Here is an 18,018-nt window from a genome sequence, read left to right on the forward strand (position 1 = left end):
AACAAACACTATGCCTAAAGCACTCTTTAAAATCGTCTTGCTCACTTTTTTTAGCTTGCATGCATTCGAAGACGTAAACGCATCTCCCTTTTCTGATAAATCTCCTATTATTCTCCAATCACAATCTTTTGGTGTCCCAGAAGGACTTTCCCAAAGCACTGTTACGTCTATCGTTACGGATAATGATGGCTACATTTGGATTGGCACGCTTAACGGACTAAATCGGTTCGACGGAAAAGAGTTTAAACACTTTTATGCTGATAATAGCGCTTCTGGTTTACCCAGCTCTTTTATTCGTAGCCTGCTAATCACTGAAGAAGGTGATCTACTAGTTGGTACTGACAAAGGACTTGCTATATATGATAGAAATGATGAATCACTTAAATTTATCGATGTGAAAAATGAATATTTGAATGGTGAGATATGGAGTTTATCCAACAATGACTTTACTAAAGAGATTTTAGTTGGAACCAATAAGGGCATACTTAGCCTCAACTTAAAAAATAAAGTTCTAAGCTCAGAGTACATAGAAAAAGAATATTTCGAAGTAAAGAAAAGTTTAAACATTGGTGATGAAATATTTATAAAAAGTTATGATGGAATACTTTACAGAATAAATGGCAGTAATAAAGTAAAAATTATTGATAACGTACTTGATATAGAAAAGGAAAATAAAACCCTATATATATCAACAGAAAATGGACTTTACACCTATAGCGATAAAAGGGTATTAAAATTATCAAACAGCAAATATACTTTATTAAGTCGATCCAACAGTGACATTTATGGAATAGATAAAAACAAAATATACTCGGTGAATAACGAGTCCTATCTGATTGGAAAAACGGTAGAGGAGAAAGAAAAAAGTAAGGAAACATATCTATTTTCAACGGCTGATTATCTCATTATAGGAATGAACAACCAAGGTTTTGAAATAATAAGAAAGTCAAACAATCTTGTTTTAAGTACAGATCTAATAAAGGATAATGTTTGGCACATTAGTAAAACATTTGATAGCAAAATATTAGTATCATCTGATGATAGTATTCTTCGATGTTACAACACAGATTTGAATTTAATAAAAACTTATCAAACCGACATTACCGGCTATAAAAACTCCGTAATGACAAAAAACGGAATTTACATTGGAAATGAGAAAGGTGTAATTTTCTTACATAACAATGGCGATATAAGTAACATAATAGAAGGTGAACAGATAACAACTATTGACTTAATCAATGACAATGAAAATATTATAGTTGGAACCGCTTCAGGGAAAGCTTTAATCATAAAAGATAATCTAATTTCAAAAAAAATTACAACTAACAAAAAAGATCCAGTTTTTGAAATCCTTTACATTTCAGATGCTGATATTTATTTAGCAAGCCAAAATGGACTATATCATTACACTGATAGTGAAACTAATAAAATAGCAGACGAACTAACATATAGCATTACAAAATTTAGAAATGAAATTATATTCGGCACTTCAACTGCAATTATGAAGTATAACCCAATCAGCAAAAAATCAAATAAAATTTTCTCCGACAACAAAGAAATTTACTCCATCTTAACTTTGGACAATTACATTTTTGCATCATCCCTGGGGCAAATGATTTTAATTGATGGTGATAGTAATTATATTTTCTCAACAAATAATGGAAGTCAATACGAGTATAATACTCGAAGTAGCGTTATCATTGATAATGAAAATATTTTTTTTGGGGGCATTGATGGTTTAAGCTTGATATCTAAAGATATAATTTTAGATCATATTAGAAACTCACAGCCACCAGAGACCTTCATCTCTGGATTACGTGTTTTCAATTCCATAATAGCTGGAGATGGTGAGTATTTCACAGGTTCAATAAGTAAATCAAAAAGTATACAACTAAAATACTCTGATTATCCATTCACCATAGCATTTAACTCACCAACATCAGAACCCTATACTACATCTTATTACTATAAAATGGATGGTCTATCAAATGAATGGATAGCATCAAATAAAATAAACTCAGCAACCTATACGAGCTTATCACCTGGTGAGTACATATTCAAAGTTTATGCAGTTGATTCATTAACGCAGAAGAATGGTCCAATAAAAGAATTAAAAGTTATAATTACACCACCTTGGTGGCTATCAACATTAGCAAAGTCAATCTATTTTATTATTATAGTAATAATATTTCTAGGGATTACAAAATCAATTTTAAGAAAACGAGAGGTTCAACGCCAAATAGCGCTCAGCGAAGAAAGATTAAAACTTTCCCTTTGGGGAAGTGGTGATGAAATGTGGGACTGGGACATTGAAACTGGCAACATTTTTCGCTCCAATATCTGGGGAGCTCTTGAATTTCCCCGTGATGGACATCGTTCAGGTAAATCGGATGAAGAGAGTAATATACATCCTATGGATCAAGAACGTGTTCGTGAAGCACTCAATAAGCATTTTTATGGTGAAACAGATCATTTTGAAGCTGCATATAGGGTAAAAGGCAAAGACAACAATTGGGTATGGATCTTAGACCGTGCCAAGATTGTAGAGCGTGATGACAAAGATAATGCCCTGCGAATGACTGGAACGATTAAAAATATTAGTCAATTTAAACAAAAGGAAGAACAGCTAAAACTCTTTGAAAAAGCGATTGAAAACATTTCGGAAGGCATGTTTATCCTCGACAACGAATACCGTTTTGTCGAAGTCAACGAAGCTTGCTGTAAAATTTCATTACGTAACCGAAATGACTTTATTGACAACTTACTCACATTTGATTTATACCCTGAAACCTTCTCCACCCAAATCAGAACCATGTTAAAACAGCAAGGTCGCTGGGCAAATGAAGTCGAAGCCGCCAGAGGAGATAACAGTCACTTCCATATGGAGCTCACTATCGATGCTATCTATGATGAGTTAGGCGAATTGTCACATTATGTTGGTGTTTTTTCTGATATATCAAGACGTAAGCAGCAAGAAGAAGAGCTTAGAAAACTAACCAATAACGATCTCTTAACTGGACTGCCAAATCGCTCCAACTTACAAGTGACCTTAAATAACCTAGTAAATCGAGAAATAGCTCATGCGCTTATGGTGCTTGATCTTGATAATTTTAAACGTATTAATGATTCCCTAGGCCATCAAATTGGGGATACATTATTAAAGCTCGTTGCTACCCGCATTAAGTCCTTACTTCCTAAAAATACCAGTATTTATCGTCTAGGCGGAGATGAATTCGCCATTGTATTAGACAAGGGTTCAGATATAAGCGCCAGTGCAGCAATAGCTAACCGTATTATTGAAGGGCTAAAACCTGCATTTAACGTTAGCAATGAACAGCTAGTCCTAGGATTAAGTATTGGTATAGTGCTGTTCCCAGAAGATGAGCAAAGCGAGCAAGCATTACTGAGAAAGGCTGACATTGCTATGTACCATGCTAAGTCTGCGGGAGGTAATTGCTACCAGTTTTATTCTGAGTCCTTGAACCAACATGCAATTAGGCAATTAGAAATAGAAAATCTTATACGTGAAGGCTTAAAAGATGATCTATTTGAAGTTTATTATCAACCTAAGGTTGATCTTAAAAGCGGTAAAATTGCAGGTATGGAGGCTTTAGTCAGATTAAATCATCCAGTACATGGTTTAATTCCCCCCAATGACTTTATTCCACTTGCTGAAGAAAACGGTTTGATTGTTGAAATTGGTGAAATTGTCTTACGCAAGGCCTGTTTCGCAGCGCAAAAATGGCGTGAACAAGGCATATTCAGCGGCAGAGTCGCCGTCAATTTATCGTCACGTCAATTTGCACTGCCTGATATTCAACAGCGAATAGAGTCAATATTAAGACTCACTAAACTCCCCGCATGTCATCTTGAATTAGAAATAACTGAGGGAACCGTCATTAAACAGCCTGAAACGGCAATTATTGTCATGCAGCAATTGGCTAAAATGGGCGTCAGTTTAGCACTCGATGATTTCGGCACTGGGTACTCGTCCCTTTCATACTTAAAACGCTTTCCTATTCATACTTTAAAAATTGACAAAGCCTTTGTTGACGATATAGATAAATCTGATCGCGATCTCAAAATGGTCGATTCTATTATCACCATCGCCCATAACATGGGGCTTTCTGTTGTGGGTGAAGGCGTAGAACAAGCAGCACAATTGAACATTTTACGGGCACTTAACTGTGAAGAAATTCAAGGCTATATTTTTAGTAAGGCCATAAAAGAGACCGAATTTACTCTGCTACTTCAAGAAGACATAGTAAAGCCAAACACTAAGAGCAACATTACCTAATCATTTAACCCTCAATTTGATATCGACTTACAACATTGGCACAACAAGTGCATCAGCGCTATTAGTGTCAATAATAAATCAATATTAACTACCCTGAGAGAATTAGAATGATTAAAGGAATCCTAGTAACAGTTACTCTATTATCTTCAATTGGCTTTGTAGCAAATAGTCTTGCTCTTCAAGGTTCTCCATATGTGAAATTCAAACCCCTTGAAGTTGCGGGCTCTCCATATGTGAAATTCAAACCCCTTGAAGTTGCAGGCTCTCCATATGTGAAATTCAAACTCCTTGAAGTTGCAGGCTCTCCATATGTGAAATTTAAATACCTTGAAGTTGCGGGTTCTCCATATGTGAAATTCAAACAACTAAAACAAGTTGCATAACATTAATCAGGTTAAGGAGAGTGACTATGCTAAATTCAATCAAAAAAGCACTCGGTTTATCCAAGCCAGCGCGTAAAAAAGTTAAGTTGCCTGAAGGCTTGAATCACCTTGAAGTGATTTCTGCAAAAGGTTGGTGGAACTAATTTAAGTTCTGTAGCCATGATTCTAACTCATGTACAGTGATAGTTAATTAAGCTAGCGCAGCTTAGAAACAATAAAGGGAGCATTGGCTCCCTTTAGTTTTAAGTGAATATAAAAGTACTAACTAATAGTCATGTAGTCATGGATAAATACATAACAGATTGATAAATCAGCTATTTAATATCCATTCCTCACTACAACGGATTTTCCTCAAAGCTAAATGGCGGTGTGTCGTAAAGAGTGGATAAGCCAGAGGCCCGAGCACAAAACCCAGTAATGCCCAATACGTAACAGAAAGGTCTGCGGTAAATGCAGCCAAGCCGAAGTACCAAGCCGAGATTAATGCGATAAAGATAACCAGCAAAGCCACAAACCACCTCTTTAAAAACAACTAAATAAATCATAAATGTAGAGAAATTAATTCCTCATTAAAATGCGGATGCTACTAGCGTAGTCTTGGTGATTGATGCACATGTTAAATACGCCATCTTAACGCCAGAATAAAAGGTTCTCCGCATTATGCATAAACGAGCAATACTCATTCCTCGCTGCGCTCTCAGTACAGAACACGTAACACTGAACTCTCGATAAAGGGCTCGGATTATACAAAATCCACATCCCCAATGTGAACACTTTTTAGGCAAAAACATGCCTTGTGGCAATAAAAAAAGCGGCAACAAACTGCCGCTTTTTTGTTCAATTTTGATTAACTAAGACCTAGATTAACTATGACTTAGATTCACTGAAACTTAGAAAAAGTGCACGTTTTCTTGCGCCATGGTTTTTAAGCGCTCACAAGGTTCGAATCTGTTACCGAATTGACTTTGAAAACCTTCAAGGATCTTCACTAAGTTCGCGGCGCCTAAAGTGTCAATATAATGGAATGGGCCACCGAGGAATGGCGGGAAGCCAATACCAAAAATGGCGCCAATATCACCGTCTCTTGGCGATGCAATAATACCATCATCTAAACAACGCACCGCTTCATTGAGCATTTGTACGACACAACGCTCGGCAACCGCTTTTGCGTCTTTATTGGTGCCAGGCTTAATGCCTAACACGCCATAAACACTTTCATCGACAGCTTTAGCTTTCTTGCTCGATGCGCCGTATTGATAGAAACCTTTGCCATTTTTACGGCCTTTACGATCGTCACCTAAAAGCTTGTCAAATGCCGCTGGCGCTTTAAAACGTTCACCCAATTCTTTCTCAAGGATCGGTGAAATTTTTGCGCCCACGTCGATACCCACTTCGTCGAGTAAAGTAATCGGTCCCACAGGGAAACCAAACTTCACTAAGGCTTTATCCAGATGTTCAACACTTTGGCCTTCAAGTAATAATTGCGCAGCCTCGTTCATATACAGCGCCAGAATACGGTTCACGTAGAAACCCGCACCATCCTGCACCACTATCGGTGTTTTACCTTGCTTACGGGCAAATGCGACCGTGGTCGCAATGGTTTCTGGTGACGTTTTAGCATGGGCAATCACTTCCACCAGCGGCATTTTCTCTACTGGCGAGAAATAATGCAGACCAATCACGTTCTCGGGACGCGTTGCCGCTTCGGCGATTTGGCTAATAGGCAAAGATGAGGTATTTGACGCAAAAATAGTGTGATCACCACACTCACGCTCTATGTCTTTCACCATTTGATGTTTAAGTGCTAAATCTTCAAATACCGCTTCCACAACGATATCGGCATCGTTAACGCCTTTATACTCAGTGGTTGTCGTCATCAGCGCCATTAAATTGTCACGGGCAGCAGGCGTCATATGGCGGCGCTTAACCCCTTTATCCAACAACTTATAAGCGTAGGCTAATGCATTGCTTAAACCTTTTTCGCTGATGTCTTTGACGCGAACAGGGATTTTAGCCTTAGTGGTAGTCACAGAGGCGATACCTCCGCCCATTAAACCACCACCTAAGATCACCGCTTTCTTCACTTTACGCGGCGTAGCCCCCTCAGCGCCGGTTTCTTTCTTCATTTCTGTGGTAGCGAAGAAAATACTGCGCAGCGCTTCAGATTCTTTTGATACCACTAATTCGGCAAAGTGACTCGCTTCGACTTCTAGCCCTTTTTGCATCCCCTTCGCAATCCCTTGACGCACGCAGTCAATAATCTTGGCCGGTGCTGGATAATTACCTTGGGTTTTCTTTTCGACTTGTTTAGTCGCTTGATCGAAAATAATGTTACGGCCAAAGCTCGTGCCTTCAAGCACTCGATTAACGAGCGACTTTTTAACAGGTTTCGGTGCACGTTTACCAGCAAGCGCCATCTCAACTGCGGTTTGCAGCAAAATGGTCTGCGGTACAACATCATTCACTAAGCCCATTTTCAAGGCTTGTTTAGGACGGATTTGTTTACCGGTCAACATGATGTCTAAGGCGGTGGTAATGCCGACTAAACGAGGCAAACGTTGAGTCCCACCGCCGCCAGGTAATAAGCCAAGTTGAACTTCCGGTACGCCGAGCATGGTTTTACCATCGTCGCTACATACCCTTTGATGACAGGCTAAGGCTAACTCTAAACCACCACCTAAACAGGCACCATGGATTGCCGCCACTACAGGAATTTTTAAGGCTTCTAACTCATTAAAAACCACATGCCCTTGCTGGGATAAGGCTTTGGCATCGGCCGCCGTTTTACAGGCATCGAGCATGGAAATATCTGCGCCCGCAACGAAAGAATCTTTTTTGCCAGAGATCAGCACGAGTCCACGAATATGAGGATCGCTTTTAATCTCAGCCAGAATCTCACTGATTTCAGGGCCAAACTGTGCTTTTAGGGTGTTCATGGTTTCGCCAGGAACATCCATAGTCAAAATGGCAATGCCGTCGTCGCGGCGGGTTAAATTAAAGGTCTTTTCCATGCCGATTACTCCACTTCCACTATCATAGCCACACCCAAACCACCGGCCGCACAGGCCGTCGTTAAGCCAGTTCCACCACCACGGCGCTTAAGCTCACGACACACTTGGGTGATTAAACGGGTTCCCGTTGCCGCAAAAGGATGACCATAAGCGAGCGAGCCACCGAGCACGTTAAACTTGCTCATGTCGATTTCGCCAATCGCGCGGTTGCGGCCGAGTTTTTCTTCGGCAAATTTTTTCGAAGCAAACATCTGCATGTTCGCTAATGTCTGCGCCGCAAAGGCTTCGTGCATTTCAATCAGGGTAAGATCTTCTAATTCCATTCCAGCACGTTTTAACGCCAGTGGCGTCGCGTAGGATGGCCCCATCAGCATATCTTGCCACACATCAATGGCGCTAAAGGCGTAACTCTTAATGTAACCAATCGGTTGATAACCTAAGGCTTTGGCTCGACCTTCACTCATCAGGATAATCGCTGAGGCACCGTCCGTCAGTGGCGTACTATTGGCCGCCGTCACAGTACCGTGTTGTTTGTCGAATGCAGGGCGCAACTTAGCATATGACTCCAATACTGAGTTTTCGCGGATATTGTTATCGCGATCGATAAACTGCTTATACGGCGGTATATGCGCGACCATAACTTCGTCACGCAAATGGCCCGAAGCCCAAGTTTCGCTCGCTAAGGTATGTGAGCGGTGCGCTAAGGCATCTTGATCGGCACGGCTAATATTGTAGGTTTTTGCCATCTGCTCGGCGGTTTGTCCCATAGACAAGCCCGTTGAGTACTCTGCCACCGCAGGCGGCACAGGTAATAAATCCTTTAAACCTAAACGGCGGAAAATTTGTAACTTTTGCCCAAAGCTACGGGCTTTATTCAAATCGACTAACGCATGGGCTAATTTTTTCGATACACCGATAGGCAATACAGAGGAAGAGTCGGCGCCGCCCGCAATACCGATTTCGATATTGCCTGTCATGATAGATTCGGCCACGTTGACGGCAGATTGAAAGCTAGTTGCACAGGCGCGAGTGACACTATAGGCATCGGTCGACACATTCATGCCAGTACCGAGTACGATTTCACGGGCAATGTTAGGTGCAGCCGGCATTTGCACGACTTGTCCATAGACTAATTGCTCAATCAGCTTAGGATCGAGTTCTGAGCGCGCCAATAATTCATTGACCACCATTTTGCCCATATCGAGCGCCGATACGCCGTGGAATGCCGTGGCTTGCTTTGCAAAGGGCGTTCTTAAACCCGCTACAATGGCGATACGTTCACCCTTGGCGTTCGTTACCTGTTGTCTATCACTCATTTGTCACCCTCTTTATGTGCGCAATCGCTGAGAGATTTCAGGCGGCGCTAGCTATTTCCGTGTTTGACCCATTGTTTTACGGCGAAAAACGCCCAATAACAGGTCTGACCATTAAAGTGTGATCTGATTCTAACTTCTTGTCAGCAAGTTTTAAACACCTGTTTGTTTTTTTAACACTAGCCAAACCCTAAGGGAATTCTTTACCATAGCTGTTGTCTATAGCCCACACACGTATTTTCAACATAATAAAACGAGTAGCATCATGCCTTTGAGTCGCTTCCACGCATTACGCACTTACCTAAATAAGGTTGTTTTAGGGCAGCCAGTATTGACCGAAAATCTGCTCATTGCCTTAATTGCCAATGGCCACTTATTAGTTGAAGGACCTCCGGGACTGGCAAAGACCCGTGCAGTGAAAGCCTTATGTGACGGGGTTGAGGGCGATTTTCACCGCATTCAATTTACCCCAGATCTGCTACCTGCCGACTTAACTGGCACAGATATCTATCGCTCGCAAACCGGCACCTTCGAATTTGAAGCCGGACCGATTTTCCACAATTTAATCTTGGCGGACGAAATTAACCGCGCCCCAGCCAAAGTTCAGTCAGCCTTATTAGAAGCCATGGCCGAAGGTCAAGTTACCGTTGGTAAGCACAGCTATAAACTTCCACCGCTGTTTTTAGTAATGGCCACCCAAAACCCATTAGAGAACGAAGGCACTTATCCGCTGCCCGAAGCACAGCTTGACCGTTTTCTGATGCACTTAAACCTTGATTACCCGAGCGGCGAGACTGAAATCGAAATTCTGCGTCAATCCCGCAAAGAAGCGCTGACCCACGAATTGCCAACCACTGAGCCGATTGCACAAGCAGATGTGTTTGCCGCCCGTGACGAAGCCATGGAAATCTATCTCGCCGAACCGCTCGAAAAGTACATAGTCGAAATCGTGATGGCGACCCGTGAGCCTTTACGTTACAGCGAAGACTTAGCTAAGTGGCTTGAGTACGGCGTCAGCCCGCGCGCAACTATTTCATTAGAACGCTGCGCCCGCGCCCGTGCTTGGCTGCACGAGCGAGACTTTGTTTCACCAGAAGACATTCAAGCCGTCGCACCGAACGTGTTAAGACACAGATTGCTACTTAGCTACCAAGCACAGGCCGAAGGTGTCAGCCGCGATCACGTGATCAACCACATCTTAAGTCAAGTTGCAGTACCTTAACGGTGAAGATAAAGGTGAAATAAGATGAGTGACACAGCGCGACTCTCAGCCTCGGTCGATGGCTTGCCGCTTTTTGCCGATGGCTTGCATTTAACCGAGCAAGAGCTGCTGGCGTGCCAAAATATCGCCCGAGCTATGCCTGAGCGTTATAGCCGTGCCCGCGCTAATTTAGCGGGCCATCGCAGCAGCTTAATCAAAGGCCGCGGTATGGAGTTTGCCGAGGTGCGCCACTACCAACAGGGCGACGATGTGCGCACCATTGATTGGCGCGTTACCGCTCGTACAGGCACAACTCACACTAAGTTATTTGTCGAAGAACGTGAGCGCCCTATTTTATTGTTAATCGACTTGAGCCAAAGCCTCTATTTTGGTTCGAGTTTATTGCTGCAATCAGTGCAAGCAGGACACCTTGCGACCACCTTAGGTTGGAATGCAATTAACCATGGCGATCGGCTCGGCGCCTTGATCGCCTGCGAGTCTGAGCATTTAGAGCTCAAACCCCGCAGCCGTCGTCAAGGCATATTGCAATTGATCTCAGGCCTGCGCCGTGTACACGAAAATCAGCTCAATCATGTTGGCAGTGGCCAGCGCGATCCTGACCATATCCTGCGTGCCTGTCAGCGATTACAACGTATCGCCAAACCCGGCTCCTTAGTTTGGATCGTGACAGATGGCAGCCATTTTAGTCCCCAATGTATCGCGCCTCTCACCGAGCTTAAGCGTCATTGCGATGTGGGCGCCTATCTTATTACCGATCCTCTGCGTCAAGGCACTCTGCCGTTACCGCACAACTTTAATTTGCCGGTACGGGATGGGGATGAGGACTTAGTGCTTACCCGCCACAGTTATCAGGCTTGGCTCGACATTCAGCTGCGTCAACAAAACAACTTTATCGCCATGATGCAGCAACTGCGCGTACGTACCCAGCTCATCGATGCGGGTGCTCCCCTAGCCCATCAATTGGAATTATTGCGTTAACTATGGATCCAGCAACAGTGAATTCAGAAATAGCCAATCCACAGGCAACAGTACCTATGCCTTCTACGGCGTCAAACCCAGCCCTTGCACAACTGCAGGATATTATTCATCCCGATCCGATCGGCGCTTGGCCTTGGGCAATCGGTTATTGGCTGGTTTTAGCACTTGTGATTGCCCTCATCACACTCTTAGTTATCTGGCTAAGAAAACGCGCCCGTGACTTTGCGCCGAAAAAAGCCGCTAAACAGTTACTCAATCAGCTCGATAGACAAGCGACGTCCTATGCCTCTGACGTCAACAGCCTATTAAAGCGCACCGCCATGAGTTACCTCAGCAGAGAAGCAATAGCCTCCTTAGATGGCGAAGCTTGGGCGGCTTGGTTAGACAGCTATTTACCCGAGCATAAACGCCAACATATCGGCCCCTTATTAGCCAAACGCCATCAGGCAACGCCATTGACCTTAGCTGAAGCCAATGAATTGCATCAACTCACACAGGCTTGGTTGGCATCGAAAGCAAAACTGAGTGCGCCTGAGTCGACTCTTGTTTTAGCTAAGGGCTACGTTCAAGCTAGTGGCGACGCTCAAGCTAAAAGCCAAGCGCCAATCCAGCCAGCTGACACCAAACAACCGGAGGCACAATGTTAACAATTGCATGGCCTTGGCTATTGATATTATTGCCTTTACCTTTGATTTTTTGGCGCCAACACACAGTACAAGTGGATGGTGGCCGGCTGCAATTACCCGGAATAAGCCAAACGGGTAAACAAAGCTTAACGGCCAATACGCGTCAGAGCCGCAAACGCTACTGGCTGATGTGGTGCCTGTTAGTGCTCGCTATTGCTCGTCCTCAATGGCTTGGTGAACCTATCGAACTGCCAAGCCAAGGCCGTGATTTGATGATGGCGGTGGATTTATCCGGCAGTATGCAGATTGAAGACATGGTGGTGAATGGCAAAACCGTTGATCGTTTCACTTTAATTCAGCACGTCGTCAGTGACTTTATCGAGCGCCGCAAGGGTGATCGTATCGGCTTGATCCTCTTTGCCGATCACGCCTATTTACAGGCGCCGCTGACCCAAGACAGACGTTCAGTGGCGCAATTTTTAAAAGAAGCACAAATTGGCTTAGTCGGTAAGCAAACCGCCATAGGTGAAGCTATCGCTCTAGCGGTAAAACGCTTCGATAAAATGGACGAGAGTAATAGAGTATTGATTTTATTGACCGACGGCTCTAACAACGCGGGCAATATAGAACCAGAGCAAGCAGCGCAAATTGCCGCTAATCGTAAAGTTACTATTTATACGGTTGGTGTGGGCGCAGATGTAATGGAGCGCCGTACACTCTTTGGCCGCGAGCGGGTTAATCCCTCAATGGATCTGGATGAAAACCAACTTAAGCATATCGCCGACGTCACCCACGGCCGTTATTTTCGCGCCCGTAACAGCCAAGAGCTAGACCAGATTTACCAAGAAATCGATAAACTCGAACCTGTGAGTCGCGACCAGTTAAGCTATCGTCCGCAGGCAGATCTGTTCTATTGGCCGCTGGCACTGACATTACTGACGAGTCTGTGGATTGCCTTAGGTCAATTGCCACTCTTTGCAGCGCGCCGCGTTAAACCCTCTGTCGCAACCACTTCACAGGGGAACATCAAATAATGAGCCTACATTTTATTCGTCCCGAATGGCTACTCGCCCTAGTGCCGCTAGCCTTAGCCTTGTTGAGTTTATGGCGGCAACACGAGAGCCACAGCGCTTGGAATCGTTATATTGCGCCGCACTTAGCCAAGATATTGGTCACCCAAGGCAATAAGAAATCCCGCCGTCCGTTGCATTTATTAGCCTTAACTTGGTTGATTGCGACCTTGGCACTCGCCGGACCTGCCGTTAATAAACAATCCTTACCTGTGTTTGCCGCCGAGCAAGGCCGCGTACTGGTGATGGACATGTCCGTATCTATGTTCGCCACCGATCTTGCGCCGAATCGGTTAACCCAAGCCAAATTTAGGGCAACGGATCTCCTACGTAATCTTAAAGAAGGTGAAACAGGTTTAGTCGCCTTTGCCGGCGATGCCTTTACTATCAGCCCATTAACCCGTGATACCGGCACATTACTCAATTTACTGCCGACCTTAAGTCCTGAGATCATGCCCGTTCGTGGCTCAAACTTAGCGGCAGGCTTGACCCAAGCCAAAACGCTACTGGCTCAAGGTGGGCATATTCGCGGTGATATTATCCTGATGACAGATGGCATAACTGCTGCCCAGTTTGATGAGGCTAACTCGGCATTAAGTGGCACCCAATATCGCCTCGCTGTCGTCGCTTTTGGCACCAGCCAAGGCGCGCCAATCCGTCTACCCGATGGACAATTACAACGCGACAGCAGCAACGAAGTCGTTGTGGCCAGCACTGATTTCGCTCTGCTACAAAAACTGGCCGTGAATAACAAAGGCGTTCTGATCCAGAATCGCACCGACGGTAATGATCTCGCCCAATTACAGCAATGGTTAAGCGATGCTGGCGATGCGAAAGCCACAGATCTTGATGGTGAAACTTGGCAGGATCTCGGTCCTTACCTCGCCTTATTATTACTGCTACCCGCCCTTTTCAGCTTTAGACAAGGAATCGTGGCCAGTGTTGGATTTGTCACTCTTGCTGGCAGCTTACTGCTCGCGGCTGTGCCTCAGCCAGCCCATGCCAGTGTGTGGGACAATGTGTGGAAAACAACAGATCAACAAGCGATGCAGGCCTATCAATCCCAAGATTACGCAAACGCCGCTAAGCAGTTTGAGTCGCCCCAATGGCGTGGCAGCGCCCAATACAAAGCCGGTGATTTTGCGCAAGCACTAAAAACCTTCGAGCAAGATAGCTCAGCCCAAGGCCTCTACAATCAAGGCAATGCGTTGATGCAACTCGGTAAACCCGATAAGGCCAAGGAGCGCTATCAAGCCGCGCTTGAGAAACAAGCTGATTTCCCTGCGGCGAAGGCCAACCTTGAACTTGCTGAAAAGTTATTGCAGGAACAGCAACAACAGCAAGGTAAAAACGAGCAACAGGATAAGAACCAAGATCAACAAGGCGATCAGCAGTCCGGTGATCCCAAATCAGGTGTTCAACAGTCTGGCGACCAACAATCCGGTGACCAAAAATCGCAGGATAAACAGCAATCTGACCAAGATAGCGCTCAGAAAGATAAGCAAGATCAAGCGGGACAAAAGTCTCAGGATCAACAGGACGATGCCGACGCGGATCAAAGCCCTGAACAGCAAAAAACGGATGAGCAACAGTCTGAGCAAGATAAGCAAAATGGCAATGCTCAGGATCAGCAGGATGAAGCCAAGCAGCAAAATGGCGAGCAGGATGCGCAGGAAAATGAGCCTGCAGACAATGAAGCTAAGATGCAAGCGCAGGCTAAAGCCGATGCTGAAGAGCAAAAGTCAGCAGAACAGGAAAAGCAAAGCGTTGCCGCCAAAGAAGCTCCAGAGCAAAATACGCGAGATAAACAAGAGGCTGCTATGAGTGAATCGGTCGAGGCACCGCCAACCAATAGCGAGCCACTGCCCGCAGAAATGCAGCGAGCACTGAGGGGCGTGAGTGAAGACCCGCAAGTGTTACTGCGCAACAAGATGCAGTTGGAATATCAAAAACGCCGTCAAAATGGCCAAATATCAAAGGATAACGAACAGTGGTGACGAGACAATTTTTTATCCTGCTACTCCTTGCCATCGGAGTGGCCCATCCCGCCTTTGCACTTAGCAAAATTGAGGCCTCGGTCGATCGCAACCCTGTGATGGAGGGCGAATACTTTGTGCTCAACATCAGTGTCGATGACGAAGTCGATACCGGTAAGCTAGACACGTCCGCCCTACTGAAAGATTTTATTGTCGGCCGTACTAGCGTGAGTCGCAGCACGCAAATCATGAACTTCGATGCAGTCAAAGAAACCCGCTGGCAAGTACTGCTCGCGCCAAAACAACAAGGCCAGTTAACCATTCCAGCCTTTAGTATTGACGGCGTCAGCTCATCACCTATTCCACTCAAAGTGGTCGAAACCGGTAGCCAGCCCGCGCAAATGAACAATCTGTTCATTGACGCCAAAGTCTCGACCGACGAAGCCTATGTTGGGCAGCTCATTACCTACAAGGTGAAACTCTATCTGGCGGTAGAATTACAAAGGGGCGTATTGAGTGCACCTGTGATAGAAGGCGCACAGATCAAACAAATCGGTGAAGATAGGGATGGTTCAGAGATAGTCGATGGCCGACGTTACCGCGTGATTGAACGCACCTATGGCATCATTCCCGATTTGCCCGGCCAAGTGAATATCAAAGGTGCAACCTTTGCTGGCGATGTGCTGGTAGAATCCCAACGCCGCGGCGGCATGTTTGGCTTTAATGAAAGCCGCCCAATGCAAGCAGGCGCTCCCTCACTGACAGTTCAAGTGAATCCCGCACCAACAAGCTTCCAAGGCCAATGGCTGGTTGCCGATTTAGTAGCGCTAAAAGAAAACTTCCCTGAGGATATTAAAAAGTTTACCGTCGGTAGCCCTATCACCCGCACTATTACGCTGTTGGCTTCCAATGCCGATGAAAATAGTCTGCCTGATATAGTGCAAACTCTGCCCGATGAACTCAAGTCATACCCAGAAAAACCCCAGCGGCAGACCTTTGTGCGCGATGCACAAATTGTTTCGCAGTACAGTATTACTTCGGCAATCGTTCCCAGCAAAGCGGGCACCTTTACCTTGCCCGAAATCAAAGTGCCTTGGTGGAATCCGCGCCTTAAACGTCAAGAAACTGCAACGCTGCCCGCACGTACCATAATCGTTGAAGGTGGTGCTGTCAGTGATACGCCAGCTCAACCAACATGGGAAACCAACTCCGCGGCCGATAAGGGCTGGTCTTGGCTAACCACTGTTTTTGCTGCGCTATGGCTGGTCACTCTAGTCGCTTGGATTATCACCTTAGTCGCTTGGCGCCGCGCCTTAAAAAATCAAACGGCCGCCCCAATTGCAGTAAACTCTTCAATCAGTTCAGCACAATCAGTGACTGCCTCCGGCTTGAAAGGATTAGAGCAAGCCTGCGCCAGTGGCGATGTAAGCCGAATTATGTTGCAATTGCAGCGATATTTCAGTGAGTTACAGCAAACGCCTATGACATTAGATAAGATTGCTGAGCAGTCACCACAACTGGCAGCAGCGATACAGCAACTGCAAATCAAAGCCTACAGTGCGAAGGCCGATAAGAGCCACCATACTGACAGTGCTAATACGAGCAGTGCGAATTCTAACAATACAAATAGCCACTTAAGCGCCGAATGTACCGCCTTACTTAACGCGGTTAAGGCCTGTGAGCATAAACATTCAAACCCAAAATCAGCGCCATTAAGCCCACTGAATCCTAAATAAATGATGGGGTTAATGACAAAGAAGCGAGTGCTACCATGCTAAATATTCCGCCAAAAAGCCCAAAGATAAAAAATGTTTGCTAACTGGCGCAAGAAATCCGTCGAGCCCGCGGTCTCTTCTGACATGCTAAGCAAACAACGACGATACAACAGCCTAGTCAAGGCGCTACATGCAGACATTTTCCGCTACGCCTATTGGTTATGCGGCGATAAGCACGTGGCTGAAGACATTACCCAAGAAACCTTCTTGCGGGCGTGGCGCTCTTTGGATTCCCTCAAGGATGATAAAGCGGCGAAAGCTTGGCTGATCACGATTCTTAGGCGTGAAAATGCGCGGCGTTTCGAGCGTAAACAGTTCGATTATTCCGACGTTGAGCAAGATACATTGGAAGACAATATCTCCAATAGCAGTGAAGAGCAGACCGAGCAATATCTGATCCGTCGACAAATTGGCAAGCTGGATATCGAATACCGCGAACCACTCTTACTCCAGCTCATTGGTGGCTTTAGCGGCGATGAAATCGCCGAGCTGATGGAGCTCAATCGCAACACCGTAATGACGCGTTTATTTCGGGCGAGGAGCCAATTGAAAGAATTACTTGAGAAGAATGATGTGAGAGGTCAATCCAATGGATGAGCTTAAATTTAGACGTCAAGCTTATGAAGATCCTCATAATCAAGATGCTGACTTTCTGGCGCAGATCAATGCCAAGCCAGAAAACCAAGCCCTAATCAATGAGCTTAAAAACCTTTATGCCAAACTGAGCAACGCATTGAAAGTAGATGTGGCTGAGGATCTCGCCGACAAACTCATTTTGCGTCAGCAGTTACAACAGCACCATAAACAGCGCCGGCAAACGTTTTTTTTAGTGGCCATGGCAGCCTCGGTTGCGTTTGTGGTAGGGATCAGCTTCAGCCTATTACGCTTAGGGCCTATTGATTTGGCTGAACATGCACTGGCCCATGTCTACGATGAAGATATTGCCTTGCATGTCGATCAAAATGTCAATTTTAGTCAAGTCAATGCCCAGCTTGCGTCGATAAAAGACTTTGGCAATGCCAAATTTACCCAACAACCGGGCAAAGTGTATTACACCTCTTATTGCGATTTTCAAGGGGTAAAAAGCCTGCACTTAGTACTTCAGGGCGAACAAAGTAAGGTGACACTCTTTATCGTGCCACTCGAGAAACGTATGGTGTTGGATAAAACCTTCGCCGACGGTAAATATCAAGGAATGGGCTTTGAAACGCCCGATGCATTTATTTTGCTCATAGGTGAGGATCAAGCTGACCTTAGCTATATAAAAGACGAAATCAAGAATATATTTATTTAAGCCATTGTTATAAATTGCATTTAAAAATCAATCTCCGATATTTTTATGTTATTGGAGGTTAGATTTCAATCAC

13 protein-coding genes are annotated in these 18,018 nt (G+C 44.9%); 10 read left to right on the forward strand and 3 right to left on the reverse strand.

The features are described from left to right. Positions 1-10: 10 nt before the first annotated feature. Positions 11-4,297: an EAL domain-containing protein gene (locus L5M38_RS00290; RefSeq protein ID WP_263177961.1), complete on the forward strand. Its 4,287-nt coding sequence runs from the start codon at positions 11-13 to the stop codon at positions 4,295-4,297. A gap of 107 nt (positions 4,298-4,404) precedes the next feature. Next, a complete protein-coding gene (locus tag L5M38_RS00295; protein ID WP_258547651.1) occupies positions 4,405-4,680 on the forward strand; it encodes a hypothetical protein in 276 nt (91 codons plus the stop codon). A gap of 310 nt (positions 4,681-4,990) precedes the next feature. On the opposite strand, the gene L5M38_RS00300 is transcribed toward L5M38_RS00295, so the two are convergent. The 3 genes from L5M38_RS00300 to fadI form a co-directional block, all read right to left on the reverse strand. Then, entirely contained in the window at positions 4,991-5,191 is a 201-nt protein-coding gene (locus L5M38_RS00300; RefSeq protein WP_263166705.1) for a hypothetical protein, read from the reverse strand. 379 nt (positions 5,192-5,570) lie between these two features. Beyond that, entirely contained in the window at positions 5,571-7,691 is a 2,121-nt protein-coding gene (fadJ, locus tag L5M38_RS00305; protein ID WP_263177962.1) for a fatty acid oxidation complex subunit alpha FadJ, read from the reverse strand. A 5-nt stretch (positions 7,692-7,696) separates the two neighbouring features. Further along, entirely contained in the window at positions 7,697-9,007 is a 1,311-nt protein-coding gene (gene fadI, locus L5M38_RS00310) for an acetyl-CoA C-acyltransferase FadI (RefSeq protein ID WP_014610833.1), read from the reverse strand. Positions 9,008-9,269: 262 nt separating this feature from the next. Between fadI and L5M38_RS00315 the strand changes: the two genes are divergently transcribed. From L5M38_RS00315 to L5M38_RS00350, 8 genes are all read left to right on the forward strand, one after another. Beyond that, positions 9,270-10,226 (forward strand): AAA family ATPase, encoded by a 957-nt coding sequence (locus tag L5M38_RS00315; RefSeq protein WP_028761051.1) that lies wholly within the window; start codon positions 9,270-9,272, stop codon positions 10,224-10,226. A 24-nt stretch (positions 10,227-10,250) separates the two neighbouring features. Next, positions 10,251-11,204, forward strand: a complete 954-nt coding sequence (locus L5M38_RS00320; protein ID WP_173244025.1) for a DUF58 domain-containing protein — start codon at positions 10,251-10,253, stop codon at positions 11,202-11,204. 2 nt (positions 11,205-11,206) lie between these two features. After that, on the forward strand, positions 11,207-11,851 hold the full coding sequence (locus L5M38_RS00325) for a DUF4381 domain-containing protein (RefSeq protein WP_263177964.1): 645 nt from the start codon (positions 11,207-11,209) through the stop codon (positions 11,849-11,851). Then, on the forward strand, positions 11,845-12,864 hold the full coding sequence (locus L5M38_RS00330) for a vWA domain-containing protein (RefSeq protein ID WP_263177966.1): 1,020 nt from the start codon (positions 11,845-11,847) through the stop codon (positions 12,862-12,864). Before L5M38_RS00325 ends, L5M38_RS00330 begins: the two co-directional genes overlap by 7 nt. Further along, complete coding sequence (locus L5M38_RS00335; RefSeq protein WP_263177968.1) at positions 12,864-14,897, forward strand: VWA domain-containing protein; 2,034 nt, start codon at positions 12,864-12,866, stop codon at positions 14,895-14,897. Before L5M38_RS00330 ends, L5M38_RS00335 begins: the two co-directional genes overlap by 1 nt. Then, on the forward strand, positions 14,891-16,612 hold the full coding sequence (locus tag L5M38_RS00340; protein ID WP_263173807.1) for a BatD family protein: 1,722 nt from the start codon (positions 14,891-14,893) through the stop codon (positions 16,610-16,612). The genes L5M38_RS00335 and L5M38_RS00340 overlap by 7 nt, the downstream gene beginning before the upstream one ends. A gap of 72 nt (positions 16,613-16,684) precedes the next feature. After that, positions 16,685-17,248: a sigma-70 family RNA polymerase sigma factor gene (locus tag L5M38_RS00345; protein WP_006085483.1), complete on the forward strand. Its 564-nt coding sequence runs from the start codon at positions 16,685-16,687 to the stop codon at positions 17,246-17,248. Continuing rightward, positions 17,241-17,945, forward strand: coding sequence for a DUF3379 domain-containing protein (locus L5M38_RS00350; protein WP_263177970.1), 705 nt, complete (start codon positions 17,241-17,243; stop codon positions 17,943-17,945). Before L5M38_RS00345 ends, L5M38_RS00350 begins: the two co-directional genes overlap by 8 nt. The last annotated feature ends 73 nt before the right edge of the window (positions 17,946-18,018 follow it).

The organism is Shewanella sp. SM101 (genome assembly GCF_025654465.1).
Lineage (GTDB): Bacteria > Pseudomonadota > Gammaproteobacteria > Enterobacterales > Shewanellaceae > Shewanella > Shewanella oncorhynchi.

Coding starts and splice junctions, on each gene's coding strand:
- fadI (WP_014610833.1), bottom strand. CDS start 9,007: ATGAGTGATAGACAACAGGTAACGAACGCCAAGGGTGAACGTATCGCC.
- L5M38_RS00315 (WP_028761051.1), top strand. CDS start 9,270: ATGCCTTTGAGTCGCTTCCACGCATTACGCACTTACCTAAATAAGGTT.
- fadJ (WP_263177962.1), bottom strand. CDS start 7,691: ATGGAAAAGACCTTTAATTTAACCCGCCGCGACGACGGCATTGCCATT.
- L5M38_RS00335 (WP_263177968.1), top strand. CDS start 12,864: ATGAGCCTACATTTTATTCGTCCCGAATGGCTACTCGCCCTAGTGCCG.
- L5M38_RS00290 (WP_263177961.1), top strand. CDS start 11: ATGCCTAAAGCACTCTTTAAAATCGTCTTGCTCACTTTTTTTAGCTTG.
- L5M38_RS00330 (WP_263177966.1), top strand. CDS start 11,845: ATGTTAACAATTGCATGGCCTTGGCTATTGATATTATTGCCTTTACCT.
- L5M38_RS00345 (WP_006085483.1), top strand. CDS start 16,685: ATGTTTGCTAACTGGCGCAAGAAATCCGTCGAGCCCGCGGTCTCTTCT.
- L5M38_RS00325 (WP_263177964.1), top strand. CDS start 11,207: ATGGATCCAGCAACAGTGAATTCAGAAATAGCCAATCCACAGGCAACA.
- L5M38_RS00350 (WP_263177970.1), top strand. CDS start 17,241: ATGGATGAGCTTAAATTTAGACGTCAAGCTTATGAAGATCCTCATAAT.
- L5M38_RS00320 (WP_173244025.1), top strand. CDS start 10,251: ATGAGTGACACAGCGCGACTCTCAGCCTCGGTCGATGGCTTGCCGCTT.
- L5M38_RS00295 (WP_258547651.1), top strand. CDS start 4,405: ATGATTAAAGGAATCCTAGTAACAGTTACTCTATTATCTTCAATTGGC.